We start from the raw sequence: 24,599 nt of genomic DNA on the forward strand, positions 1-24,599 counted from the left end.
GCTGGCATTCGCCATGTGAGGCGGTTAGAACTGTTGTTGGATTTCTTCGACTCGCTTGGTTGCGACGGATGGTAATCGTGGGGTAATTTTCTGTCACAGCCGGGCGCCTGACTGGCGCTCGGTCCCCGCCCGCGTTGGTGTCCGCACCAAACGGGACAGCGTCCGGCGGGGCGGTGGCCCAAGAGGCGCACTTCCTCCAGCAGTGCGCAGTCAGGCCGTGACAACGCGGTTCTCACCCACGGTCCGCCCGGCTCGCCGGACGGACGCGGCTTCGGCTTCCACCAGATCACTACCCGGCCTCGGCCGGGTGCGACGAGACTACGCCGACGTCCGTTTTACTGAGGTGAACACAGGGAACCGAAGACGCTTCCTGGCGGAGTCGTCACCACTTGGGGGAGGCCGCGCTGGACGGGACGAAAGGGAAGATCGTCCAGATCGCCGCGGCCGCTCTGCTCGGCGCCGCGCTCGCTCTCGCGGGCGCTCCCCTGGGCCTGTACACCTCGCTCGCCTGCGCCACCATCGGCGCGGGCTGTCCCGCCGGGGGGCCGTCGCCCGGCCGGCTCCCGGTCCTGACCCGCCTGTCGCCGGTACAGGCCGCGCAGAGCGGCACGTACGTGGCGCTCGGCGACTCCTACTCCTCCGGAGAGGGCGTGTACGACCGAGCCACGCGGCCGATCAACAGCGGCGCCGACCGCTGCCACCGCTCGCCGGGCTCCTACGTCCCGCTCGTCGCGGGCGCCCACCGGTTCGGCGGCGGCAGCGCCTTCTGGGCCTGCAGCGGCGCCACCACCCGCCAGCTCTTCTCCGGCCAGTACGGCCAGCAGCCGCAGATCGAACGCGTGGGCGCGGCCGCCAGCCTGGTGACGCTCAGCATCGGCGGCAACGACGCCGGGTTCACCAGCGTGCTCACCGGCTGCATCGTCAAGCTGCCCTGGTCCTCGGCGTGCGTCGACCAGCAGTCGGAGGTGGCCAAGCGGATCGCGGGGCTGCGGCCCAGCATGACGAAGGTGCTGCGGGAGCTCAGGAGCCGGGCGCCGAACGCGCGCATCATCGTGCTCGGCTATCCCCGGCCGTTCCCCGCCGCGCCCCCGGACGGGGTCGACAACCTGACCGTAGAGGACCAGCGATGGCTCAACGGCATGACGCGGCAGCTGAACGACGTCGTGGCGCGGGTGGCCGGGGAGTTCGACCGGGAGATCGTGGCGTTCGGGGGGACGGGGAGCGTCGAGTACGTGGACGCCTATGACGCGTTCGCCGGGCACGAGGTCGGGCGGCCCGACCCGTACGTGAACGGGCTGGCGCTGAACCTGGACGAGTTCGTCGTCAACAGCCGCAGCTTCCATCCGACGGGCGCGGGCTACCGGCGCTTCGCCGAGCTGATCAACGCCCGGATCGCCGCCGGGCCGGGACGCCCGTTGAACAACTTCCACCTCACGACCCCGGGCACCGACGACGGCCGCTTCTAGCCCGCCGTTTCCGGTCGCTGGCTCCGGCCGTTGGCCGATCGTTCCTCGGCCAGGCTCAGGCCCGCCTCTATGACGGCGTTCATGATGGGGACCAGCCGGGCCTCGCCCAGCTCGGGGGCGTGCTCGGCCATCCGGGCGACGAGCGCCCGCTCGCGCGCCATGTCGCGGCCCGCGAAGCCGCCCACCGGCTTGAGGGTCTGCACGATCCCGGCGAGCGCGGCGCGGCGCTCCAGGAGCGTGGCCAGCGCCGCGTCCACCCGGTCGATCGCCTGCCTGCACTCGGGCAGCGTGGCGGGCGCCTCGGGGCGGACCAGCGCTCCGACGAGCGCCACCGCCTCCTCGGCCACCCGCACATCGGCCTCCCCGTGCTCTTCCGTCCGGCGGGCGTCACCCGTACCCCCAACGGGGCCGTCCACGATCAGGCCGTCCGCGCCCGCCGCCACCGCCGCCGCCGACAGCCCGGGGTCCGCGCTCACGTCGGCGAGCACCGGCCGCCCCGACGCCGCCCGCGCGGCCCGCAGCAGCCCCAGGTCCAGCCGTCCCGTCTCGCACAGGATCACCCGGTCGTCGCACTCCAGGGCGCAGTAGTCGGCCAGCCCCAGCCACTCCTCCAGCGTCGCCGACGCCCGGCGTTCGACCACCACCGGTAGGCCCAGCCCGGCCACGGCCCGCACCAGCGGGATGTCGCGCGTCCACGCCACCCCGATGACCACGCCGTCGGCCGCCCCGGCGATCGCCGGCAGGTCGGCCGCCGAACCCGGCTCGACCAGCGTCACCCCGTCACGCCGGGCTTCCACCCGGTCCCACCCGTTCGCCCCGCCCACGCCGCCCAGCCCGGTCGCGCCCGGCTCGGTCGCGCCGCCCAGCCCGGTCGTGCCTGGCCTGGTCGCGCCGCCCGGCCCGCGCAGGCTGATCCGGCGGTCGATCACCACCGCCGGGCCGTCGCCCACCCGCAGGCCACCCACGGTCACCACGTGCCGTTCCAAGGTCGATGACATCTCGGCTCCCCACATTGGCCGGCTCCCCTGGAACCGGCAGGAAATCAAAAAGGCAGAGACGATGGCGTCTCTGCCTGTTGCCGACTCCGGGTGGTCGCTAGCCGACGACCGGCCCTCCCGGAGCCGGCTCGGTAAACGCGTAGCGACAAGTCATGTCTAGACTTTACACCGGCCCTCCACCTGCTGGACTCCCCCTCTCACATAGCGGACTAGCCTTCAGGCGAGTCGCCGTTGATCCCTCGCTATGGGAGTATTTCCTGGCCTAGAGGAGGGTACGAGGCCGTTGATGTCGGATCGCAAGCGGGACGGACGCCGCATCGCCGGTCGTTACCAGCTGCAGGAACCCATCGGCAGGGGTGGCATGGGCATCGTCTGGCGAGCCCATGACGAGCTTCTCGACCGCACTGTCGCGGTCAAGGAGGTCAGATACGCCGCCGCGCTGGGTGACGAGGTGCAGCTGCTGAACCGGCGCACGATGCGTGAGGCGAGGGCAGCGGCCAGGTTCGAGCACCCGAACGTGATCGTCGTACACGACGTGATCGAGGAGGACGGCCGGCCCTGGATCGTCATGCAGCTCGTCCAGTCACGCTCCTTAGGAGCCGTGATCAAGCAGGACGGGCCATTGCCGCCCAAGCGGGTGGCCGAGATCGGCCTGGCCGTGCTCGACGCGCTGCATCGCGCGCACGAGTCCGGCGTCCTGCACCGGGATGTCAAGCCGGAGAACGTACTGCTCGCCGATGACGGCCGAGTGGTGCTCACCGACTTCGGCATCGCGACGCTGGAGACGGAGACGCAGCTCACGGTGACGGGGCTGGCGGGCACTCCGGCGTTCATCGCGCCCGAGCGGCTCAAGGGGCTGCCCGCGCGGCGCGAGTCGGACCTGTGGTCGCTCGGCGCGACCCTTTACACGGCGGTGGAAGGCCGCTCGCCCCACGAGCGCGGCATGGCGCTCGCGACCATGCACGCCGTACTGACCGACGAACCGGACCCGGCGCCCCACGCCGGGCCGCTCAGCGGCGTGATCAGCGGTCTGCTGACCAAGGAGCCGGTGCAGCGCCTCGGCTACGAGGAGACTGGGGAGTTGCTGCGGGCCGTCATCACGCAGCAACGGTCACGGAAGTCCTCGGCGCCCGCGCCGACCGCGGTGATCCCGCCGGCCGTGGACGAGACCCCGACCGACCCCAACCTGCTGGCAGCGGCCGCCGCCCCGCCCGAGACCGGTGCGCGGCTCACCCCGGCGACCGGCGAGCATTCCGAGGAGCCTCCCCAGTCCACCCAGAACGCCGTCCGGCACGACGGCCGGCGGTGGGGCCCGATCGTCGGCGTGGTCGTCGCGGTCGTGCTCGTGGCGGCCCTGGGCGGCTATCTCGGCCTGCGCTCGGCCACGGGCAGCCCGGAGGACGGGACGAAGTCCGCGTCCGTCACGACTCCTGTCAAGCAGTCGGCCAAGCCGCCCGCGGCGACCGCCGACCCGCCGAAGACCACGCCGAGCAGTGCGGCTCCATCCGCCACGCCGTCCGTCAGCCCGTCCGCCGCGCCGACACCGACGCCGACCACGAAACCCACCGATACGGCCGCCGCGGTACCCGACGGCTGGAGGTTGTACACGAACAAGAAGCTGAAGTTCTCCGTCGCGCTGCCGAAAGGCTGGACGAGATACCGGCACAACAGCAGCCAGATCGCCTTCCGTGGCGAAGGTGCGGGCAGCAACGCTTTCATCTTGTTCGAGATGACGTCGAGCCCCCGCAAGGACCCCGTCGCGGACTGGAAGAAGCAGGACAAGACCATCGGGCTGGGCGGCTACAAGAAACTCAGCATCAAGGCGGTCGACTACCGCGGCTGGCCGGCCGCCGACTGGGACTTCACCTGGAACACGAACACGGGCCCGACCAGGGTGCGCAACCGCGGCTTCATCGCCAACGGCCGCGGCTACGCGATCTACTGGCACAACCTCAAGAGCAGGTGGAAGAAGGACAAGCACTTCTTCGACACGTTCGCCGCGACCTTCACCCCGGCAGCCAAGTAGGCTTCCCTGCGTGGAAAGGCAGGTCAGTAACCGATACAGGCTCATCGAACCGCTTGGCGAGGGCGGGATGGGCGTGGTATGGCGTGCCTACGACGAGCTGCTCGACCGTACGGTAGCGATCAAGGAGGTCCGCTACACCGGCGTCGGTGAGGACAAGCGGGCCGAGCTCAACCGCAGGACCATCAGGGAGGCCAGGGCGGCGGGCCGCCTCGACCACCCCTCGGTGATCGTCATCCACGACGTCGTCGAGGAGGACGGCCGCCCGTGGATCGTCATGCAGCTGATCCGCTCGCGGTCGCTGGCCGAGGTGATCCGCGAGCACGGCCCGCTGCCGGTCGCGCAGGCCGCGGCGATCGGCGGCAGGGTGCTCGACGCGCTGCGGGCCGCGCACGCGACCGGGGTGCTGCACCGCGATGTGAAGCCCGAGAACGTGCTGCTCGCCGATGACGGCCGGGTGGTGCTCACCGACTTCGGCATCGCCTCGCTGGAGGCCGAGGCCGGTCTGACCGCCACCGGTGGCCTGGTGGGCACGCCCGCCTACATGCCGCCCGAACGTCTCAACGGCGAGCCCGCCCGGCCCGAGTCCGATCTGTGGTCGCTGGGCGCGACGCTGTACGCGGCCGTCGAGGGCGCGCCGCCGTTCAAGCGCGACTCGTGGGCGGCGACGGTCGCGGCGGTGCTGCGCGACCTGCCCGGGCAGCCGGTCAGGGCGGGCGTGCTCGGCCCGGTGATCATGGGCCTGCTGCAGCGGGACCCGGCCGCGAGGATGCCCGCCGACGAGGCCGCCCACCTGCTGCGGACCGCCGCCGCCGAACCCATGGTGTACGGATATGCCGGACCTCAGACCCCGCAACCCGGCGGCCCGGTAGCCGGCGGGTTCGGGTCCGCGGGAGCCCAGGTACCCGGCGGGTTCGGGTCCGGGGGGACCCAGGTAACCGGCGGATTCGGGCCTGCGGGGACCATGCCCGTACGGACCCGTCGGCGCGGGTGGCTCATGGCGGTGCCCGCGGTCGTGATCGCCGTCGCGGCGCTGGGCACGGGCGGCTGGTACGTCGTCACCTCCCAGCAGCGCGCTACCGGCACGTCCACCCCGGCCCCCACTCCCAGCGCCACTCCGACCCCAACCCCCAGCGGGACTACGACGCCCACCCGCACCGCCGAGCCGACCCCGACCCCGACCCCGACCCCGGCGCTCCTGCCCGACGGCTGGCGCCGGCTGGTCAACTCCACCGGGCGCTTCTCGATCGGCCTCCCGGAGGGCTGGCAGGCCAAGAAGGACCCCAACAGGGCCAGCATCACCATCACCGGCCCCGACACACCGGGCCAGATGATGGTCGAGTGGACCGCCCCCGAGAAGCCCACGGACGACCCCGAGCGCCGCTGGGAGGAGCTGGAGAAGGAGATCCAGGCCAAGGGACAGTTCGCGCGCTACAAGCGAATCGGCATCCGGGCCACGACCTACCTCGGCCGACCAGCCGCCGACTGGGAGTTCACCAGGCTGCGCGGCAGCACGCTGATCCACGTGATCAACCGCGGCTTCCGCACCGCCGACGGCCGCTACTTCGCCCTCTACTGGGACACGACCGACTCAGGGTGGGACCAGCACTACTTCGACGAGTTCGTCAAGACGTTCAGGCCACGATGAACCACCCGGTGAACGAGGCGGCGAAGGAGCGGGCGCGCTTCTGGCGCCACCCGGCGCTGCCTCAGCTGGACCTGCTCAAGGCCCACTACGTCACCCACCGCTTCACCCGGCACGTGCACGACGGCTACGCGATCGGGCTCATCCTCGACGGCGTGGAGGAGTTCGAGTACCGCGGCGACCTGCACCGCGCGGGCGCGGGCGAGATGGTGCTGGTCAACCCGGACGCGGTGCACACCGGCCACGCGGGCGAGGCGGACGGCTGGTCGTACCGGATGCTCTACCCCTCGGTGGAGGTGCTCTCGGGGCTCGCGGCCGAGCTCGGCCTGCCGTACACGACGCCGTACTTCCCCGAACAGGTGGTCCGGGACGAGGCGGTCGCGGCGCTGCTCGGCCGGGCGCACCTGGCCGCCGAGCGCGGTGACGCGCTGGCCGCCTCGTCGCTGATGCGCGGCTTCTTCGCCCGCCTGCTGATCCGGCACGCCACGCCGCGCCCGTCCGCCGTCCTGCCCGCCGAAGGGGGACGGGCGGTCGCCGAGGCGCTGGACGTGCTGCATGAGAGTCTGGTGGACCCGCCGTCCCTGGACGATCTCGCGCAGGCCGTCGGGGCGCGGCCGTTCCCCCTGCTGCGCGCGTTCAAGGCCGCGACCGGCCTGCCGCCCCACGCCTACCTGATCTCCATGCGGATCCAACGGGCCCGCCGGCTCCTGGACTCGGGCGTACGGCCGGCGCAGGTGGCCGCCGAACTGGGCTTCACCGACCAAGCCCACCTGAACCGGCACTTCAAACGCATCGTGGGCGTGCCACCCGCGGCCTACCAACGGTCAGCAGGAACGTACAAGACCGGCGATTTCCTCTTCACCTAGCCTCACCTCTCATGGGACAGACAACACACCGTTCCGCCGCGATACGGGACGGACTTGGCGTGGGCTTGGCCGTGGGGCTGTCCGGGCTCGCCTTCGGCGCCGCGGCGATCACCGCGGGCCTCAGCGTGGCGCAGGCGTGCGTACTGAGCCTGCTGGCCTTCACCGGCGCCTCGCAGTTCGCGCTGGCCGGAGCGGTGGGCGCGGGCGGCGACCTGGTGGCGGCCGCCGCGGGCGCGCTGCTGCTGGGCGGCCGCAACACCCTGTACGGGCTGCGCCTGGCCGACCTGCTCCGGGTACGCGGCCCGCGCCGGCTACTCGCCGCGCAGGGCGTGATCGACGAGACCACCGCCGTCACGCTCGCCCAGCCCACACCCGAGACCGCACGCACCGCGTTCGCGACCACCTTCGCCAGCCTGTACCTCACCTGGAACCTCACCACGCTGGCCGGAGCGCTCGGCACATCGTTCCTGGGCGATCCTGGCGCACTGGGGCTGGACGCAGTCGGCCCGGCGACCTTCCTGGCCATCCTGTGGCCCCGCCTGACGGGCAGCGCCCAGATCAGATGGCTGGCGGTGGCCGGCGCGGCGGTCGCGCTCTGCGCGACGCCGTTCTTCCCGCCGGGCGTGCCCGTGCTGCTGTCGGCGGTCGTCGTTCTGGCGGTGCTGGTCCGATGAGCGGTGCTGGTCCGATGACGCTGTGGTGGGCCATCGCGGCCGTGTGCGCCGGGTGTTACGCCCTCAAGCTGGCCGGGTTGGCGGCACCGCGCCGGGTGCTCGACCATCCCCGGGTCCGCCGCTTCGCCGAACTCGTGCCCGTGGCGCTGCTGGCCGCCCTGATCGCGGTGCAGATGTTCACCGAGCACGGCGAGCTCCACTTCGACGCCGCCCGCACGGCAGGGCTGGGCGCGGCCGTTGTCGCGCTCCTGCTGCGCGCCCCATTTCTCGTGATTCTGGCGACAGCAGCAATAGTGACCGCGCTTGTCCGGGTTTTTATCGGGTAGACGGCGGAGCATGTCCGATTCTGCGCTGCTGGTCGGCGGACGTTACCGACTGATCAGGACCATCGGCCAGGGTGGGATGGGAACCGTCTGGCAGGCCCACGACGAAGTACTCGGCCGAGACGTGGCGGTCAAAGAGATCCATCCCCCTCCTGACCTGACCGACCCCGAGCGAGACGTCTTCTCTGTGCGTACCTTCCGCGAGGCCAGAGCCGCGGGACGGGTGGCGCATCCCGGCGTCGCCACCGTCTATGACGTGCTCGAAGAGCACGGCCACCCGTGGATCGTCATGGAGCTCGTCCACTCGCGCACCCTCGGCGAGCTGGTGCGCGAGGACGGCCCGATGACACCGGCCGAGGCGGCCGACATCGGGCTGCAGTTACTGGAGGCGCTGCGGGCCGCGCACGCCGCCGGAGTCCTGCACCGCGACGTCAAACCGGACAACGTGCTGCTCACCCCGGACAACCGGGCGGTGCTCACCGATTTCGGCATCGCCACCACCGAGGGCGAGGCGCCTGTCACGAGGACCGGGGTGCTGCTCGGCACGCCCGCGTTCATGGCGCCGGAGCGGGCGGCGGGCGGTGAGGCCCAGATCGCCTCGGACCTGTGGGCGCTGGGCGCGACGCTGTACTACGCCGTCGAGGGCCAGTCGCCGTTCCAGCGCCCCCACGCGCTGGCCACGCTGGGCGCGGTGCTGCACTCCGAGCCCGCCCCGATGGCCCGCGCGGGCATGCTGGCCCCGGTCATCCTCGGGCTGCTGCGCAAGAACCCGGCCGAGCGGATGGCGCTGGACGAGGCCGAGCACCGGATCCACCGGCTGCTGATCGGCAGCTCTCCGGAGGAGACCGCGCCGGTGAACGTCCCGGTGCCGCCCACGGTGCCCAAACAGGACCCGATGCCACAAACGGGAGCCATAGCCGCGCCCGTCGCGGTAGCCGAATCCGACGCGGGCCCGGCACGATCCAGGAGGGTTCGCAGACCGCCCCTCGCCGCGGTCGCGGCCGGCACGCTCGCCCTCGTCGTCCTTACCGCGGGCGCGGCGTGGTGGACGAACCGGCAGTCCCAGGCCCGCCAGCCGGTGACGACGGTCCCGGCCGTGGTGCGTACGACCAGCGTCCACCCTTCGGGCCCGACCCCCTCGGCGACGCCCACGCAGACCGAGACGCAAGGGCCGACCACCGATCAGAACCAGGTACGGCAGAGCACCCCGCCCTCCGGCGACCGGACCGGCGGGCCCACCCCGTCCCCGACCGGAACGCCGACGAAGAAGGAGCCGGCGAAAAAGAAGGAGCCGACGAAGAAGCCCTCGGCCACGCCCACCAAGAGCAAGACCCCCAAGAAGAGCACCAAGACCTCGGCGAAGGCCACCGACGAGCCCGTCGACGTCCCTCCGGCCGACAACGCCGACTAGGGCACCCGCCCGGTCAGGACTCGTCGCGTACGGCGTCCAGGGCCCGCTGGAGGTCGGCGGGGTAGTCGGTGGTGAACGTCAGCCACTCCCCCGAGCTCGGGTGCTCGAAGCCGAGCGACACCGCGTGCAGCCACTGCCGGGTGATGCCCAGCCGGGCGGCGAGCGTCGGGTCGGCGCCGTACATCAGGTCGCCCACGCACGGGTGGCGCAGCGCGGACATGTGCACCCGGATCTGGTGAGTACGGCCGGTCTCCAGCTTGATGTCCAGCAACGAGGCCGCCCGGAACGCCTCGATGGTGTCGTAATGGGTGACCGACGGCTTGCCCCCGGCGACCACCGCGAACCGGCCGTCGCCCGACGGGTGCCGGTCGATGGGCGCGTCGACAGTGCCCCTGAACGGGTCGGGATGTCCCTGTACGAGCGCGTGGTAGCGCTTGTCGACCGTGCGTTCCTTGAAGGCGCGCTTGAGGTGGGAGTAGGCGTGCTCGCTCTTGGCCACGACCATGGCGCCGGTGGTGTTGGCGTCGAGCCGGTGCACGATGCCCTGCCGCTCGGCCGCGCCGCTGGTGGCGATCGTGTGACCGGCGCCGAGCAGGCCGCCGATCACGGTCGGGCCGGTCCAGCCGACGGTCGGGTGGGCGGCCACCCCGATCGGCTTGTTGACCACGACGATGTCGTCGTCCTCGTACACGATCGACATGCCGGGCACCGGCTCGGCGACCGGCATGGGCGGAGTGACCGGCGGAGGGAGGGTCACGTCGAGCCAGGCGCCCGCGTGCACCCGGTCGGACTTGGCGGGCGCGTGCCCGTCCACGAGCACCTCGCCCGCGACGATCAGCTCGGCGGCGCGGGTGCGGGAGAAGCCGAACAGGCGGGAGATCGCGGCGTCGAGCCGCTCGCCCTCCAGCCCGTCGGGCACCGGGAGGCTACGCTGGTCAGTCACGCTTGCCGCCCTCCCTGGTGCCGTCGATCTGGTAGCCCCGCCAGGCAAGGATCACCGCGAGGATCCCGCCGCAGACGATCGCCGAGTCGGCCACGTTGAACACCGGGAAGTAGTCGATCACCGGGAAGTGTCCGGGCAGCACCTCGATCCAGTCGACCACGTGCCCCTGGAACTGCACGGACCTGCCGATCCCGGACGGGTAGCGCAGCAGCCGGTCGGTCAGGTTGCCCAGCGCCCCGCCGAGCAGCAGCCCGAGCGTGATCGCCCACGGCAGGCTGCGCATCTTGCGGGCCGTGCGGAGGATGGCCACCACCACGCCGGTCGCGATGAACGTGAAGATGATCGTCATTCCGGTGCCGATGCTGAAGGCGGCACCGGAATTGAAGATCACCCGGAACTGCAGGACGTCCTGGATGACCACCAGGGGCGCCTTGCCCTCGAGCGTCCGCAGGACGAGCGTCTTGGTGATCAGGTCGGTCGCGTAGATCACGACCGCCAGCACGACGAGGACCGCGAAGAGGCGGCCGCGTCGCCCCCCTACCGGCGCTCCTCCTTCTGCTTGCAGGCCACGCACAGCGTCGCCCTCGGGAACGCCTGCAGACGTTCCTTGCCGATCGGCTTGTGGCACGATTCGCACACTCCATAGGTCCCTGCGTCGATCCGGGCGATCGCACGTTCGTTCTGCGCGACGAGGTCGCGCGCATTCAGGGTAAGGGCGATCTCGCGTTCGCGCTCATACGTCTTGGCACCCGCGTCGGCCTGGTCGTCGCCGGCCCCCTGGGTGACGTCACCCGAGGCGATCTCGGACTCATGGCGAAGAATGTCGGTGTTGAGCTCGTCGATCTCGCTCTGCAGCCGGCCGCGGACGTCGGCGAGCTCCTCCTCAGACCACATCGACGGTGTAGCGGTCTGCGTGACTGGCGCCATGGCTACCTCCCCATGCTGGAACAAGGCCGTAAATGGTGCGGGCAGCTTAGGTCCCCCATAACAGAACAGCAAACGACCCGCCGGACGATTTACCTCTCCCGTAATATCCCGCCCCGCTCGTTCAACTCCTCCACAGAGGCGCCCATTCCCACAACTTTGTCGGGGTTTACGAGTTCACTACCTGCCGACCGGAAACGCGGAAGCTTTGCGGTCCACTCTGCGTTATGGTGTGAAGCTGCAAGGCGTTGATGGGGCCCGTCTGTGACGGACATCACCCCGGAGCCGCCGGAAGAACGGCTCTCGCGAGCTCACTAGACCCGGCCGCAGCCCGAACGAAGAGGGCCTCACCTGAGGCCAAGAAGGGTGGTACCGCGGGGCCGCACGGCTTCGTCCCTTCACGCTCACCTGCCAATCAGTGATCGCGTGGAGGCCCGCCCGAGATGTCTTCCCCTTCTTTCCGCCCTCTTCCCGCGCAGGTCGACCTGCCCGCGCTCGAGCGCGAGGTCCTCGACCGCTGGCGGGACGGGAAGATCTTCGAGCGCTCCGTCGAGCAGAACGACGGCAACCCCTCCTGGACCTTCTACGAGGGCCCGCCCACCGCCAACGGCCTGCCCGGCGTCCACCACGTCGAGGCCCGGGTGTTCAAGGACCTGTTCCCCCGCTACAAGTCGATGCGGGGCTTCAGCGTGCCGCGCAAGGCGGGCTGGGACTGCCACGGCCTGCCGGTCGAGGTCGGCATCGAGCGTGAGCTCGGCCTGAGCGGCAAGAAGGACATCGAGGCGTACGGCATCGCGGAATTCAACGCCAAATGCCGCGAGTCGGTGCTGCGCCACGTCGACGCCTTCGAGCAGATGACCGAGCGGATGGGTTATTGGATCGACCTGTCCACCGCCTACCGGACCATGGACCCGTCCTATATCGAGTCGGTCTGGTGGTCGCTCAAGGTCATCTTCGACAAGGGCCTGCTGTTCCGCGACTTCCGCATCACCCCCTACTGCCCGCGCTGCGGCACCGGCCTGTCCGACCATGAGCTGGGCCAGCCCGGCGGCTACGAGACCGTCTCCAGCCCGTCGGTCTACGTGCGCATGCCCGTCACCTCCGGCCCGCTGAGCGAGCTCGGCGCGTCCCTGCTGGTGTGGACGACGACGCCGTGGACGCTGGTCTCCAACACCGCCGTGGCCGTACACCCCGAGGTCACCTACGTCGCGGCCCGCACGGCGGACGGCGAGGTGCTGGTCGTGGCCGAGCCGCTGCTGTCGGTGCTCGGCGAGGGCGCCACCGAGGTCGCCCGCTTCACCGGCCGCGACCTGGAGCACACCTCCTACACGCGGCCGTTCGAGCTGGTCGACATCCCCGGCGCCCACTACGTGGTGCTCGGCGACTACGTGACGGTCGAGGACGGCACCGGGCTGGTCCACCAGGCTCCGGCGTTCGGCGCCGACGACCTGGCGGTGACCAAGCGCTACGACATGCCGGTCGTCAACCCGATCGGCCCCGACGGCCGCTTCCTCGACGACGTGCCGATGGTCGGCGGCCAGTTCTTCAAGGACGCCGACGAAGGCCTCACCGAGGACCTGCGGGCCCGCGGCCTGCTGTTCCGCGGCACCCACTTCGAGCACAGCTACCCGCACTGCTGGCGCTGCCACACGGCGCTGCTCTACTACGCGCTCCCCTCCTGGTACATCCGGACCACCTCGGTCAAGGACCAGATGCTGGCCGAGAACGCCAAGACCAACTGGTACCCCGACACCATCAAGTGGGGCCGGTTCGGCGAGTGGCTGCGCAACAACGTCGACTGGTCGCTGTCGCGCTCGCGCTACTGGGGGACGCCGCTGCCGCTGTGGGTCTGCTCCGCCGACGAGTCCCACGTGACGTGCGTCGGATCGATGGACGAGCTGGGCACGCTGGCCGGCCGCGACGTGTCCGCGCTCGACCCGCACCGCCCGTACGTCGACGACGTCACCTTCCCCTGCCCGACGTGCTCGGCCGAGGCCCGCCGCGTGCCCGACGTCATCGACGCCTGGTACGACTCCGGGTCCATGCCGTTCGCCCAGTGGGGCGAGCGAGGCAAGCCGGAGGGCCTCTACCCGGCGCAGTTCATCTGCGAGGCCACCGACCAGACGCGTGGCTGGTTCTACTCGCTGATGGCCGTGGGCACGCTGGTGTTCGGCCAGTCCTCCTACGAGAACGTGCTCTGCCTCGGGCTCATCCTGGCCGAGGACGGCCGCAAGATGAGCAAGCACCTGGGCAACATCCTGGAGCCCATGCCGCTGATGGACGAGCACGGCGCCGACGCGCTGCGCTGGTTCATGGCCTGCTCAGGCTCGCCGTGGGCGGCCCGCCGCGTGGGTCACAACGCCCTTGAGGAGATCGTCCGCAAGGTCCTGCTGACGTACTGGAACACGGCGTCGTTCTTCACCCTCTACGCCAACGCCGAGTCGTGGACACCCGAGCGGCTGGCGCAGGCGACCCCGGCGGCCGAGCGGCCGCTGCTCGACCGCTGGGCGCTGGCCGAGCTGCACCGCACGGTGGCCGAGGTCACGGGCGCGCTGGACGAGTACGACACCCAGCGGGCCGGGCGCCGGCTGGCCGAGTTCCTGGACGACCTGTCCAACTGGTACGTACGCCGCTCGCGCCGCCGCTTCTGGCAGGGGTCGGCGGACGCGTTCGCGACCCTGTACGAGTGCCTGGAGACGGTCACGCGGCTGATGGCGCCCATCGCGCCGTTCGTCACCGACTACCTGTGGGACGTGCTGCGCGGCGAGGGCGCGCCCTCCTCCGTACACCTGACCTCCTGGCCCGCCGTACGCCAGGACCTGCTCGACCCCACGCTGTCGGAGCGGATGGCGCTGGTACGACGGCTGGTCGAGCTGGGCCGCTCAGCCCGTGCCTCGTCCGGCGTCAAGACCCGGCAGCCGCTCGGCCGGGCCCTGGTCGGGGCGCACGGCTGGCCCTCGCTCCCGTCCGAACTGCGGGATCTGATCGCTGACGAGCTGAACGTCCAGGCTCTCGAGGACATGTCCGGCTTCAGCGCCGATCTCGTGTCCTACACCGTCAAGCCCAACTTCCGGGCCCTCGGCAAGCGGTTCGGCTCGCAGACCAAGCTGGTGGCGGCGGCCGTCGGCGCGGCGGAGGCCGCCTCCCTAGCGCCCACCCTCCGCTCCGGCGCCTCTGTCACAGTGGACGTACCTGAGCTCGGCGCGGTGTCGCTCGGCCCGGACGACGTGATCGTCACCGAGCAGCCGCGCTCGGGCTGGGCCGTCGAGACCGGCGCCGTCGACACGGGCACCGGCGAGACGGTGGCGCTCGACCTGGAGCTGACGGACGAGCTGCGCCGGGCCGGTCTGCTGCGCGAGGTCATCCGCCTGGTCCAGGAGGCCCGCAAGTCGACGGGCCTGAGCATCACGGACCGGATCTCCCTGTGGTGGTCGGCCGCCGACCCGGACCTGGCGCAGGCGCTGCGGTCGGGGTGGCAGGCGGTGGCGGAGGAAGTACTCGCCACGACCGTCACGGAGGGGACCGAGGACGGGCTGCCGTCGCACTCGGAGACGGACCTGGGGCTGACGTTCCAGCTGCGCCGCGCCTGACGGCCCCTTCGATGGTCGGTCGGCCCCTTTCGGGCTGATCGACCATCGGGCTCACCCGAGGCCAAAGCTCGGATCGAGGCCGGTCAGGTCGGCGCTGGCGGTCCACACGCGGGCCGCGAGATCGGCGTCGGCCAGGTGGCCTCGCAGGGGTTCGAGAGCAGGCAAGCCGCGGATCCCGAACACGCGAGGCCCCCACAGCTGGCCGCCGCGCACGGACGGGTCGAGGACGGCCCGGACGGCGGGCCAGGCGGCGGCCTCCTTGCCCTGGAGGAGGAGGCCGGCAGGCAGACCACGCAGCCGTTCGCCGGTGGTCCGCAGGTGGACCGGCGGGCGTGATGGGGTGAGGGAGTCGAGCGCGCCGCCGGGGTGGGTGAGCACGCTCAGCGTCGTACTGCCGGCGGCGCGCAGGCGACGGTCGAGTTCGAGCCCGAAGAGCATCTGCGCGAGCTTCGATCGCGCGTACGTTCGTTTCGGCCGGTAATCGCGCGTGCTCTGGAGATCGTCGAGATCCAAGCTCTCAGACTTGGCCGTGAAGCTGCCGGTGGTGACCACCCGGCTCGCGGACGTTGCCGTCAGCAGGGGTGCCAGCCACCAGGTCAGCGCGAAGTGCCCCAGGTGATTGGTGGCGAACATCACCTCGTTGCCGCCCTTGGTCTCGCGCCGCGGCGGCTGGTCGAGCAGCACCCCGGCGTTGCAGACGACCGCGTCGAGCCTCTCCAGCTCCAGCGCGTCCACGGAGGCTTTGACCGAGGAGAGATCGGCCAGGTCCAGCCGGATGTGACGGACCCGCGCGCCGGGGACGCGGGCGCGGATCGAGGCCTGGGCCGCTTCGGCCTTGGCGGTGTCCCGGCTGCCGAGGATGACGGTGGCACCGGTGCCGGCGAGTTGTTCCGCGACGAAGTATCCGATGCCCGCGTTGCCGCCGGTGACCAGGAAGTTCTTACCGTCGGCGCGCGGCAGGCGGCGCACGTCCCAGGGGTCTGTCATGTCCGGCTCCTTACATGGGGAGGTCGTCGGGTCAGCGGGCGCGTACCGACCAGGAAACTATAATCACTATAGTTTCAGATTCATTCTAGTTTTGGGATACAGTGGGAGGCATGGCGACGACGATGGGGCGCCGCGAGCGCAAGAAGGCACAGACCCGCCGGGCACTGTCGGACGCGGCGTTGCGGCTGTTCTCCGAGCATGGCTACGACGGCGTCACCGTCGCGCAGATCGCCGATGAGGCGGACGTCTCCATCGCCACCCTGTTCGCGCACGTGCCGGACGGCAAGGAAGCGCTGATCTTCGACGACGGTGCCGAACGACACGTGTGGCTGGTCGCCGCGATCCACGACCGCCCCTCCGGCCAGTCGGTGCTGGAAGCCCTGCGCCGCTGCCTGGCCGGCCGGGGACCCTTCACCGAAGACCTCCCGCCCGACCTTCGGCGCAAACGCGACCTGATCGTGAGCACGCCCGCCTTGCGGGAATACTCACGCAAGCTCTGGATAGCGAGCGAGGGCGCCCTGGCCGAGGCGATCGCCACGGAGAGCGGCCGCGACCCCGCCGACATGACGGTCCGCGCTCTCGCTCGCTACGTGCTGGAGATCCCGGAGCTCGCGGGCACGGAAGCAGACCCTCTGGCCGCGATGAACGCCATCTTCGACCTCCTCGAATCCGGCTGGCCCGAATCACCCACGGACACCTGACCAGACCCACCGAACCGCGCCTCTGACCGCACCCCGCCAGACGGTGCCCCGCGACCGGGCCTCACCCGGCCCGCTCGCTCTGCCGCTGGACCCGGCCGTTCGCTCCACCGCTCGGCATGGGCCGTGCGGTGCTCAAGGGCGGCCGAGGTGATTTCCCAGGCGAAGGGCTTCGGTGGCCGGCCCGCCCCGCCGACGATCTCGCTGGCCAGCCCGGTCTGCGATCTACATTCCCGCCGGTCCCAGCCTCCACGATCGGCGGCCCGACAAACCGCAATGGCCCAGCACCCGGGCAACCTCCGCGTTGGCCGCTGAACCAACGTCGAGGTTTACGCCCGAGCTCACCTAACTGACGGACTCGCGATCGTTCTGACAGACCGAGCAGCTCGTGAGGCCGGCCGACTCGGCCTGCGAGATCGTCATGGTCTCCACACCCGTTTCACCCGCGCCCCGGATGAGGGGGCAGGCGGTGCTGTGGTAGCGGCGGGTGCCGACGATGACCTTCACCGTGGCCGACCGCCCGCTCTTCCCCGCGCCTTCACTGTCGGGCTTGCCGCCCTTGGCGGTCGCTTCTCCTGCGGGGTCGGCGTCTCCCCCGCCAGAGGACCCCTTGGCAGACGCGGCGCTGTCCGACTTAGTGGACGAGGCACTGCCTGGCCTGGCGGATGCTGCGCTGTCCGGCCTGCCGGACGCGCCGCTGTCCGGCCTGGGCGGCGTGGGCCCGGATGCGGGCTCGGGCGCTTTGCCCGCCGCCTTGGCGCTTTCGGCTGCCTTGGCGCTCTCCGCAGGTCTGCTCTCCGCAGGCGTCGTACCGGCAGCGGGTCTCCCACCGGCCGGGCGCGACCCACTCGCGGATCCGGCGCCCTCTCCCTTAGACGGCGCTCCGGAAGCGGCTCCGGACTGCACCGGCATGACCACGGTCCCGCCCACCGACTCGGACCGCTCTCCCTTGGACCCGGACCGCTCTCCCTCGGAGCCGGACGTCTCTCCTCCGGATCCGGGGCGCCCCGGCTTACCGGACGCGGCCGGCCCCGTTGGCAGGGGCCCCTTGGGCTTGGCCGCGGACTCGGCCGACGAGGCGGGACGCTCGGGCGCCACGGCCGGGCGCTCAGGCCGGTCAGACGACGGGCTCCAGCCGGCCTTGCCGGGTCCGGGGCGCTGCGGCGCGGGATCTCCCGCCTGTACGGCACGCTGAGGCGCCGTCGCGGGCCCAGAGTCGTCGAGGTCCGGCGCGGCACCTCGGCCCTGAGAATCACGGGCCTGAGCATCACGGCCCTGACCGCCACGCTCCTGACCGCCAGAGCCTTGACCGCCACGCTCGGAGCCCCGTTGGGCCTGACCACCACGCTCGGCGGTCCCCCGGGGCTGGCCACCGCGCTCGGTGGCCCCTTGGGCGGGTCCGCCGCGCTCGGGCGCGCCTCGGTCCGGTCCGCCACGGCTCTGACCGCCGGCCTCTGCCGCGACGGACGAGGGGCGCTCTCCGGGCCGACCCGCTCCCGGCTTTCCGGGCGTCTCCGGCTTTCCGGGCGTCTCCGGCTTGTCGGTCGCTCCAGGCTGGCGGCTCCCGGGCTTGCCGGTCTCGGTACGGCCGCTTCCGGACGTGCCGGACGACGACTGACCGGATCCAGGCTTGCCGGGCGCCGGCTGGCCGCTCCCAGGCTTGCCCGACGACGGCTGCCCGCTCCTGGTCTGCCCGGACGACGGCTGACCGGACGACGGTCGGCCCGACGATGGCTGACCGGACGACGGCATCGTGGTGATGTACGGGGCCAGCCTCGGGCCGGCGGAAGGGTCGGACGACGGGGGTTCCGTGCGGTCCTTGCCGGGCCCTGAAGCGGCCGGCTTGGTCGTGGCGCTGGACGACGGGGCGGGCTCCGCGGGGCGGGCGAACCAGCCGGTCGGCTCGGCCGGGGCATCGGCGGGGTCCGGGGCGGGGGTGGCGGCCTTCGAGTCGGGCTTCGGCTTCGCCGGGCCGCCGGACATCGGGGGGCGCAGGTCGCGCGTGGCGCCAGGCGCCTCGGCCCGGAGGTCCGCGGGGACCTTGGGAGTCTGCGAAGGCTCGGAGCCACGCTTGGGAGCCGAGGAAGGGCCGGAACCAGACTTGGGGGCCGATGAAGGCGTGGATCCGGGCTTGGGACCGCCGACCGGCGCGGGGCCCAGGGGGGACACGGAGCCGGTAACGGGGCCGGAAGCGGACGCGGCGCCGGTAGCGGAGCTGGGGCCGGAAGCGCCGGCCAAGGGGGTGACGGCGGGCTCAACACCGCCGGGCTTGGAGGCGGCAGCGGGCTCGGGGCCGGCGGCAGGCGGCAGCTGCCGTCCGCCGAGCGCTGCATCCGGCAGGCACGACGTACAGGGCGTGAAGCCCTCCTCGCGCGCCTCCTCGTACGTGAGCTCCTCTTGATCCCGTCCGATCAGCTGGCGGCAACCCGGAACGTGATAGCGCTTGCGTCCGGGGATCACCAGGACGAGCGCGTCCGGGGAGATCCCGCGCACCGCGGGACGGCGTTGCGTCGGCGCGGTGGCCGTCTGCTGGAGCGTCTGTGGACGCGGCGACGGCGGCGCTCCCATCGGGGCCCCCAGGGGACCCGGCTGGGTCTGGCCATGCGGCAGGCCGGCCGGCGCGTGCCCCACCGGCGGGGTGGCCGGCGCAGCGGCCCGCCCACCACCGGGAAACAGCTCGTGACGCCGCAGCAGCGCCCCGATCACCAGGAAGAGCGCGGACAGCACGCTGACCACGATGGACCACATGATCAGGAACGGCTTTGCCAGAACGAAGCCCGCGATCAGCAAGACAACCGCCGCGAGCACCAAACCAGCACTGATTAGGATCACAAAGGGCTCTTTCGAGTGACGGGTCCTTGATGACCCGCTACTTTACCGGCGGTCGTTGTGCGGACCGTCACCGCCGGGGAAAGCGCCCTGCGGGGAGTCACCGCCGAACGGGTTGGGACCACCGGGGAGAGGCTGCTGACCACCCTGAGGCACCGCGTGCGACATGGCCGGAGCCGCCGCCGAGGGACCGCCACCGGTCATAACCGGGAAGCCACCGCTGCCTTCCGCGGAGACGTTCAGCTCGGCGAGCTGGTTCTCCAGGTAGAGCTTGAGGCGGCTGCGGTATTCGCGTTCGAAGCTGCGCAGCTCCTCGACCTTGCGCTCCAGCTCGTCACGGGTCTGGACGAGGGAACCCATGGCCTGACGGTGACGCTCCTGCGCGTCGCGCTCGAGCGTCTCGGCGCGGGCACGGGCGTCGCCGATGACCTGCTCGGCCTGGCGGCGAGCCTTGGTGAGGATCTCGTCGGCCTCGCGGCGGGCGCGGGTGACCGTCTCGTCCGCCTCGCGGCGGGCGTCGGAGATCGCCTGGTCGGCGGTCTGCTGGGCCAGCGCGAGCACGCGGGCCGCGGTGTCCATGTTGTCCTCGGCCGGAGGCATGTTCATGACGGGGACCGGCTGAGGCTGCTGCTGCGGCTCGGGAACCTTCATCGGCTCCGGCTGCGGCGGCATCATCATCTCGGGCTTCGGCTGCTCCTGCACCGGAGCGGAGGCCATGGGCATGCTCATGCCCCCGGGCACCTTACCGCGCAGGCACTCGGCCAGCTTGGCGCGGAGCTCCTCGTTCTCTTGGATCAGGCGGTCGAGCTCAGCCTCGACTTCGTCGAGGAAGGCGTCGACCTCTTCCTCGTCGTAGCCCGGCCGTAGCCGAGTGGTACTGAACTGCTTGTTCCGCACATCAGCGGGCGTCAGCGGCATCTTTTGGTCTCCTTGGCGCGCTTGGAGTCTGTCCGGAGGGACGGTTAACCCGAATCACTTCAGCGCGGACACGAGTTGGATCACGACCGGGGGCCCACGGCCTCCGTCACCGCGTGCCCAGCAATCCGGCGAACTGGATCAGGAGCAGAACGATGATGAAGAGGACTGTGAAGCTTAGGTCAAAGGCCACCGTACCCAACCGGAGCGGGGGAATGAAACGGCGGAGGAACTTGAGAGGTGGGTCGGTTGCGGTGTAGGTGGCCTCGGCAAGCACGAGCACGACGCCCGAAGGGCGCCACTGACGGGCGAACGCCTGGACCGTCTCAAAGATCATCCTGCCGATGAGCAGCACCAAGTACAGAGACAGGACTACGACCAAGATCTGGCTTACGATCCCCACGGTCTGGCCGCGCCTCCACTTCTGATGTGCCCGCCGGGCCTCGGTGAGGCCTGGTTGGGTGCGATAGACATACAGAGACTCTAACTCTGGTTGAAGAACCCGCGTTCCGCGATTCGAGCCTTGTCCTCGGCGGTCACCTCGACATTGGCTGGGGACAACAGGAACACCTTGTTGGTAACACGTTCAATGCTGCCATGTAGGCCAAAGACCAGACCTGCCGCGAAATCGACCAGGCGTTTTGCGTCGCTGTCAACCATCTCGGTCAGGTTCATGATGACGGGGGTGCCGTCGCGGAAGTGCTCGCCGATCGTCCGGGCCTCGTTGTAGGTCCGGGGATGGAGGGTGGTGATGCGCGCCAGATCGGTCGTACGGCGCTCCAGGACGGTCGTGGATGGCCTCGGCGCGGGGACCCCGGAGTCTGCCTCGTCGTCGCGTTCCTGGACCGCTACGGCCCGCTCCTCGCCGGTCCGCGGGGGCTCGTCCTCGTAGGCGTACTCGTCCGGGTAGGTCTCATACCTCTCGTAGCGGTCGTCCTCCACGAGACCGAGGTAGACCGCCATCTTGCGCATCGCGCCGGCCATCGCTACGTCGTCCTCCTGCTCATGGTCGCACTCGCTCGGGCCTGTCGCCGGGTCCGAGGCGGCAGCCGTACCCCCTTGGAGCTCACCGCTGATCGACCTCTACTGGTGGTGTGAGCCTGTAAGACCCACTTGACGGGACATTACCTGACGAAGGGCTTGCGACGACCGAGCAACGCCGTACCGACCCGAACGTGTGTCGCGCCGTGCGCGACGGCCGCGCCGAGGTCATCGCTCATGCCCGCCGACAGCATCGTGGCACGGGGGTGGCGCTCGCGTACGGCGGCGGCCAACTCTCGCAGGCGGGCGAACGCCTTGCCCGGGTCCTCCCCCAGCGGCGCCACGGCCATCACCCCGCCCAGCCAGAGGTGCGCGGCCGCGGCGATCAGGTCGGCGATCTCCGGCACGTCGGCGGGCCTGGCGCCGCCCCTGGCCGGGTCGTCGTCGAGCGCCACCTGCACGAGGCAGCCGACCTGGCGCCCCTGCTTCCCGGCCTCCCGGCTGATCACCTCGACCAGCCTGGGCCGGTCGACGGAGTGGATCACATCGGCGTAGGAGACCACCGAACGGACCTTGTTGGTCTGCAACTGGCCGACGAAGTGCCAGGTCAGGGGGAGATCCCGGCATTCGCCCGCCTTGGGGGCGGCCTCCTGGTCGCGGTTCTCGCCGACCTCGCGGACGCCGAGCTCGCACAGCAGGCGGACGTCGGAGGCGGGATAGGTCTTGGTCACGGCGATCAGGGTCACCTCGCTCCGATCGCGCCCGGCTGCCCGGCACGCCTCCGAGATCCGCCCCTCCACCTCCGCCAGCCCCGCCGCGATCTCGTCACGCCGCGCCCGATCGGTCACATCTCGCCGCGCCGGGTCGCCCCCGTCACGCCGCGCTCGGTCGCTCTCGTCACGCCGTGTCCGGTCGGCCTCGTCACGCCGCGCTCGGTCGCTCTCGTCACGCCGTGTCCGGTCGGCCTCGTCACGGCGCGCTCGGTCCGTCGCGTCACGCCGCGTCCCGTCACCAGCGTCTTGCCGCGTCCGGCCGGTCTCGTCCGTACTCACGCTCACGTCCACCTCTTCGCTCCGCTCGGGTATCTCTCTGCCGCAGGGCGCGCCTCCCATGTGGTGCGGCACTGTTTTTCTGGTACGGCAAGCCTGGTGGGCCCCACCCGCCGCACGGGGCCGGGGGCCTCCAGGAAGACGGCCGCTGATCCCGCACGGGGCCGGCCGCCGTGACGAGGCACGTGAGTCCGGTCACCCCAGCTCTACACGACTCCCGACCACCACGGCCACCTGAGCCCGACCACCCCGGCTTCATGCGAGTCCGGCCACCCCGGCTACGGGAGGTTCCGACCACACCGGCCGCGTGAGTCCGACCACCCCAGCCACGCGAGTCAGCCACCCCCGCCACGCGAGTCAGCCACCCCCTCTATGTGGGTCCAGCCACCCCCGGCCGCGTGAGTCCGGCCACCCCCGCCTCGTGGGCTCGGCCATCCCGGTTACGTGAGTGAGATCACCCCGGGTACGTGAGTGAGATCACCTCAGTTACGTGAGTGAGATCACCCCGGCCAGGTGAGCCAGATCACCCGGCTGGACGAACCGGCCCCGAACGCGGCTGCGCCGCTCCATTCCCCCGGTGAAGGGCCGTCGAGGCCGGGTGAGGAAGGAGCGGCGGAGAGTCGGGCTACTTGAGGAAGTCGGGGACGTCGAGTTCCTCCTCCTGCTCCTCGAAAACCACCGGACGGCGTTTGGCGGGCTCCGACATGCGGGAGGTGATGGGCGTGGGCGGATTGGCGGGCTCGGGCGTGGGCCGCGGGATCGAGACGGGGCCGGAGGGCTCGTCGGCGATCGGCTCGTGGGCCGCCGACTCGGGCGCGCTCTCCACCGGACGCACCGGCTCGGGCCGATGGTCGGAGCGGAAGTCGGACCGCTGGTCCGGGCGCGGTGGCTCGGGACGGAGGTCGGCGCGCGGCTCGGGCAGGGGCTCAGGGCGAGGCTCGGGCCTGAAGTCGGAGCGCGGCTCGGGACGCAGCTCGGGCCGGGGCTCGGGGCGCTGGTCGAAACGCTGCGGCCCAGGCTCGGCCTTCACGCTGGGCGCCGAGACGCTGGGGCGTACCGGCGAGGACACGGGCGGAGCCGTGGACGCGGCGGCGGGACGGCTCTGCGGGCGCGGGAGCGGCTTCTCAGCCGGCGGCGGCACGTCGTCGAACCCGGCGGCGATCACGGTGACGCGGACCTCGTCGCCGAGCGCGTCGTCGATGACCGTACCGAAGATGATGTTGGCGTCGAGCGCGGCCGCCATCGACACGAGCTGGGCGGCCTCGTTGATCTCGAACAGGCCGAGATCGGAGCCACCGGCGATCGACAGCAGCACGCCGTGGGCGCCGTCGATGCTGGCCTCCAGCAGCGGGCTGGAGACCGCCATCTCGGCCGCGGCGACCGAGCGGTCGTCACCGCGCGCGTGGCCGATGCCCATCAGCGCCGAACCGGCGCCCGACATGACCGACTTGACGTCGGCGAAGTCGAGGTTGATCAGGCCGGGCGTGGTGATCAGGTCGGTGATGCCCTGCACACCCGACAGCAGCACCTGGTCGGCCGCCTTGAACGCGTCGAGCACGCTCACCTGCCGGTCGGAGATCGACAGCAGCCGGTCGTTGGGGATCACGATCAGCGTGTCGACCTCGTCGCGCAGGGTCTCGATGCCGGCCTCGGCCTGCGAGGCCCTGCGACGGCCCTCGAAGCTGAACGGCCGGGTCACGACACCGATCGTGAGCGCGCCGAGCGATCGGGCGATGTTCGCCACGACGGGCGCGCCGCCGGTGCCGGTGCCGCCTCCCTCGCCCGCGGTCACGAAGACCATGTCGGCCCCCTTGAGGACCTCCTCGATCTCCTCACGATGGTCTTCGGCCGCCTTGCGCCCCACATCGGGGTTGGCGCCGGCTCCCAGCCCGCGGGTGAGCTCGCGGCCCACGTCGAGTTTGACGTCGGCGTCACTCATCAGCAGCGCCTGGGCGTCGGTGTTTATCGCGATGAACTCGACGCCCTTGAGTCCCTCCTCGATCATTCGGTTGACGGCGTTCACTCCGCCGCCGCCAATGCCGACGACCTTGATGACCGCGAGGTAGTTCTGCGGTGCTGCCACGACGAGGGGCCTTTCCGCTCGTTGACTTGCCATTTCGGTGCGGATCGTCTCCGCGTTCTCTGCTTCGTTAACTCTCAACCTCAAGTTGAGATTCAGATTTATGTCAACCTGAGGATTGATACGGACAGTAGGAGTTACGCTCCGGGCGGGTCAACTAACCGCGCCGCAAGCACGTCCGGCGTGTCGCGGGCTGT

Annotated in this window: 20 protein-coding genes; 9 read left to right on the plus strand and 11 right to left on the minus strand. The window is 71.1% G+C overall.

What is annotated here, in order from left to right; translation table 11 throughout:
- The first annotated feature begins 389 nt into the window (after positions 1 to 389).
- A complete protein-coding gene (locus ACQP2T_RS39030; protein WP_433509890.1) occupies positions 390 to 1,466 on the plus strand; it encodes an SGNH/GDSL hydrolase family protein in 1,077 nt (358 codons plus the stop codon).
- Here the strand turns inward: ACQP2T_RS39030 and ACQP2T_RS39035 are convergent.
- The gene (locus ACQP2T_RS39035; protein ID WP_433509891.1) at positions 1,463 to 2,464 is read right to left on the minus strand and encodes a chorismate mutase; all 1,002 of its coding nucleotides are present in this window, start codon (positions 2,462 to 2,464) and stop codon (positions 1,463 to 1,465) included. The genes ACQP2T_RS39030 and ACQP2T_RS39035 overlap by 4 nt on opposite strands.
- A 286-nt stretch (positions 2,465 to 2,750) precedes the next feature.
- Here ACQP2T_RS39035 and ACQP2T_RS39040 point away from each other — a divergent pair, with 286 nt between their 5' ends.
- From ACQP2T_RS39040 to ACQP2T_RS39065, 6 genes are read left to right on the plus strand one after another with little or no spacing between them, the layout of a single operon-like run.
- Positions 2,751 to 4,490, plus strand: a complete 1,740-nt coding sequence (locus ACQP2T_RS39040; RefSeq protein WP_433509892.1) for a serine/threonine-protein kinase — start codon at positions 2,751 to 2,753, stop codon at positions 4,488 to 4,490.
- Positions 4,491 to 4,500: 10 nt separating this feature from the next.
- Positions 4,501 to 6,135 (plus strand): serine/threonine-protein kinase, encoded by a 1,635-nt coding sequence (locus ACQP2T_RS39045; protein ID WP_433509893.1) that lies wholly within the window; start codon positions 4,501 to 4,503, stop codon positions 6,133 to 6,135.
- Positions 6,132 to 6,998 (plus strand): AraC family ligand binding domain-containing protein, encoded by an 867-nt coding sequence (locus ACQP2T_RS39050; RefSeq protein WP_433509894.1) that lies wholly within the window; start codon positions 6,132 to 6,134, stop codon positions 6,996 to 6,998. Before ACQP2T_RS39045 ends, ACQP2T_RS39050 begins: the two co-directional genes overlap by 4 nt.
- Positions 6,999 to 7,009: 11 nt before the next feature.
- Positions 7,010 to 7,672 (plus strand): AzlC family ABC transporter permease, encoded by a 663-nt coding sequence (locus ACQP2T_RS39055; protein ID WP_433509895.1) that lies wholly within the window; start codon positions 7,010 to 7,012, stop codon positions 7,670 to 7,672.
- A 14-nt stretch (positions 7,673 to 7,686) separates the two neighbouring features.
- Entirely contained in the window at positions 7,687 to 7,998 is a 312-nt protein-coding gene (locus tag ACQP2T_RS39060; protein WP_357641961.1) for an AzlD domain-containing protein, read from the plus strand.
- 10 nt (positions 7,999 to 8,008) lie between these two features.
- A complete protein-coding gene (locus ACQP2T_RS39065; protein WP_433509896.1) occupies positions 8,009 to 9,406 on the plus strand; it encodes a protein kinase domain-containing protein in 1,398 nt (465 codons plus the stop codon).
- 13 nt (positions 9,407 to 9,419) lie between these two features.
- Here the strand turns inward: ACQP2T_RS39065 and ACQP2T_RS39070 are convergent, their stop codons facing one another.
- From ACQP2T_RS39070 to ACQP2T_RS39080, 3 genes are read right to left on the minus strand one after another with little or no spacing between them, the layout of a single operon-like run.
- Positions 9,420 to 10,349, minus strand: coding sequence for an RluA family pseudouridine synthase (locus ACQP2T_RS39070; RefSeq protein WP_433509897.1), 930 nt, complete (start codon positions 10,347 to 10,349; stop codon positions 9,420 to 9,422).
- Complete coding sequence (gene lspA / locus ACQP2T_RS39075; protein ID WP_433509898.1) at positions 10,342 to 10,851, minus strand: signal peptidase II; 510 nt, start codon at positions 10,849 to 10,851, stop codon at positions 10,342 to 10,344. Before lspA ends, ACQP2T_RS39070 begins: the two co-directional genes overlap by 8 nt.
- Before the next feature lie 35 nt (positions 10,852 to 10,886).
- A complete protein-coding gene (locus ACQP2T_RS39080; RefSeq protein WP_357945428.1) occupies positions 10,887 to 11,276 on the minus strand; it encodes a TraR/DksA family transcriptional regulator in 390 nt (129 codons plus the stop codon).
- 440 nt (positions 11,277 to 11,716) lie between these two features.
- Here ACQP2T_RS39080 and ileS point away from each other — a divergent pair, with 440 nt between their 5' ends.
- Positions 11,717 to 14,863: an isoleucine--tRNA ligase gene (gene ileS, locus ACQP2T_RS39085; protein WP_433509899.1), complete on the plus strand. Its 3,147-nt coding sequence runs from the start codon at positions 11,717 to 11,719 to the stop codon at positions 14,861 to 14,863.
- Positions 14,864 to 14,914: 51 nt separating this feature from the next.
- On the opposite strand, the gene ACQP2T_RS39090 is transcribed toward ileS, so the two are convergent.
- Positions 14,915 to 15,850, minus strand: a complete 936-nt coding sequence (locus ACQP2T_RS39090; RefSeq protein WP_433509900.1) for an SDR family NAD(P)-dependent oxidoreductase — start codon at positions 15,848 to 15,850, stop codon at positions 14,915 to 14,917.
- 110 nt (positions 15,851 to 15,960) lie between these two features.
- On the opposite strand from ACQP2T_RS39090, the gene ACQP2T_RS39095 reads away from it, so the two are divergent.
- Complete coding sequence (locus ACQP2T_RS39095) at positions 15,961 to 16,551, plus strand: TetR/AcrR family transcriptional regulator (protein ID WP_433509901.1); 591 nt, start codon at positions 15,961 to 15,963, stop codon at positions 16,549 to 16,551.
- A gap of 342 nt (positions 16,552 to 16,893) precedes the next feature.
- On the opposite strand, the gene ACQP2T_RS39100 is transcribed toward ACQP2T_RS39095, so the two are convergent.
- From ACQP2T_RS39100 to ftsZ, 6 genes are all read right to left on the minus strand, one after another.
- Positions 16,894 to 19,380 carry a hypothetical protein gene (locus tag ACQP2T_RS39100; RefSeq protein ID WP_433509902.1) on the minus strand — a complete coding sequence of 829 codons (2,487 nt, stop codon included), beginning with the start codon at positions 19,378 to 19,380 and terminating at the stop codon, positions 16,894 to 16,896.
- Positions 19,381 to 19,422: 42 nt separating this feature from the next.
- Positions 19,423 to 20,295, minus strand: coding sequence for a DivIVA domain-containing protein (locus ACQP2T_RS39105; RefSeq protein ID WP_357945415.1), 873 nt, complete (start codon positions 20,293 to 20,295; stop codon positions 19,423 to 19,425).
- Positions 20,296 to 20,401: 106 nt separating this feature from the next.
- A complete protein-coding gene (locus ACQP2T_RS39110; protein WP_358438949.1) occupies positions 20,402 to 20,695 on the minus strand; it encodes a YggT family protein in 294 nt (97 codons plus the stop codon).
- Between the two features lie 80 nt (positions 20,696 to 20,775).
- Complete coding sequence (locus ACQP2T_RS39115) at positions 20,776 to 21,276, minus strand: cell division protein SepF (RefSeq protein WP_225291780.1); 501 nt, start codon at positions 21,274 to 21,276, stop codon at positions 20,776 to 20,778.
- A gap of 140 nt (positions 21,277 to 21,416) precedes the next feature.
- Positions 21,417 to 22,121: a YggS family pyridoxal phosphate-dependent enzyme gene (locus tag ACQP2T_RS39120; protein WP_433519891.1), complete on the minus strand. Its 705-nt coding sequence runs from the start codon at positions 22,119 to 22,121 to the stop codon at positions 21,417 to 21,419.
- 826 nt (positions 22,122 to 22,947) lie between these two features.
- Positions 22,948 to 24,405 (minus strand): cell division protein FtsZ, encoded by a 1,458-nt coding sequence (ftsZ, locus tag ACQP2T_RS39125; RefSeq protein ID WP_433509903.1) that lies wholly within the window; start codon positions 24,403 to 24,405, stop codon positions 22,948 to 22,950.
- Positions 24,406 to 24,599 lie beyond the last annotated feature (194 nt).

Origin of the sequence: Nonomuraea sp. CA-143628 (assembly GCF_050942315.1) — a bacterium.
Lineage (GTDB): Bacteria > Actinomycetota > Actinomycetes > Streptosporangiales > Streptosporangiaceae > Nonomuraea.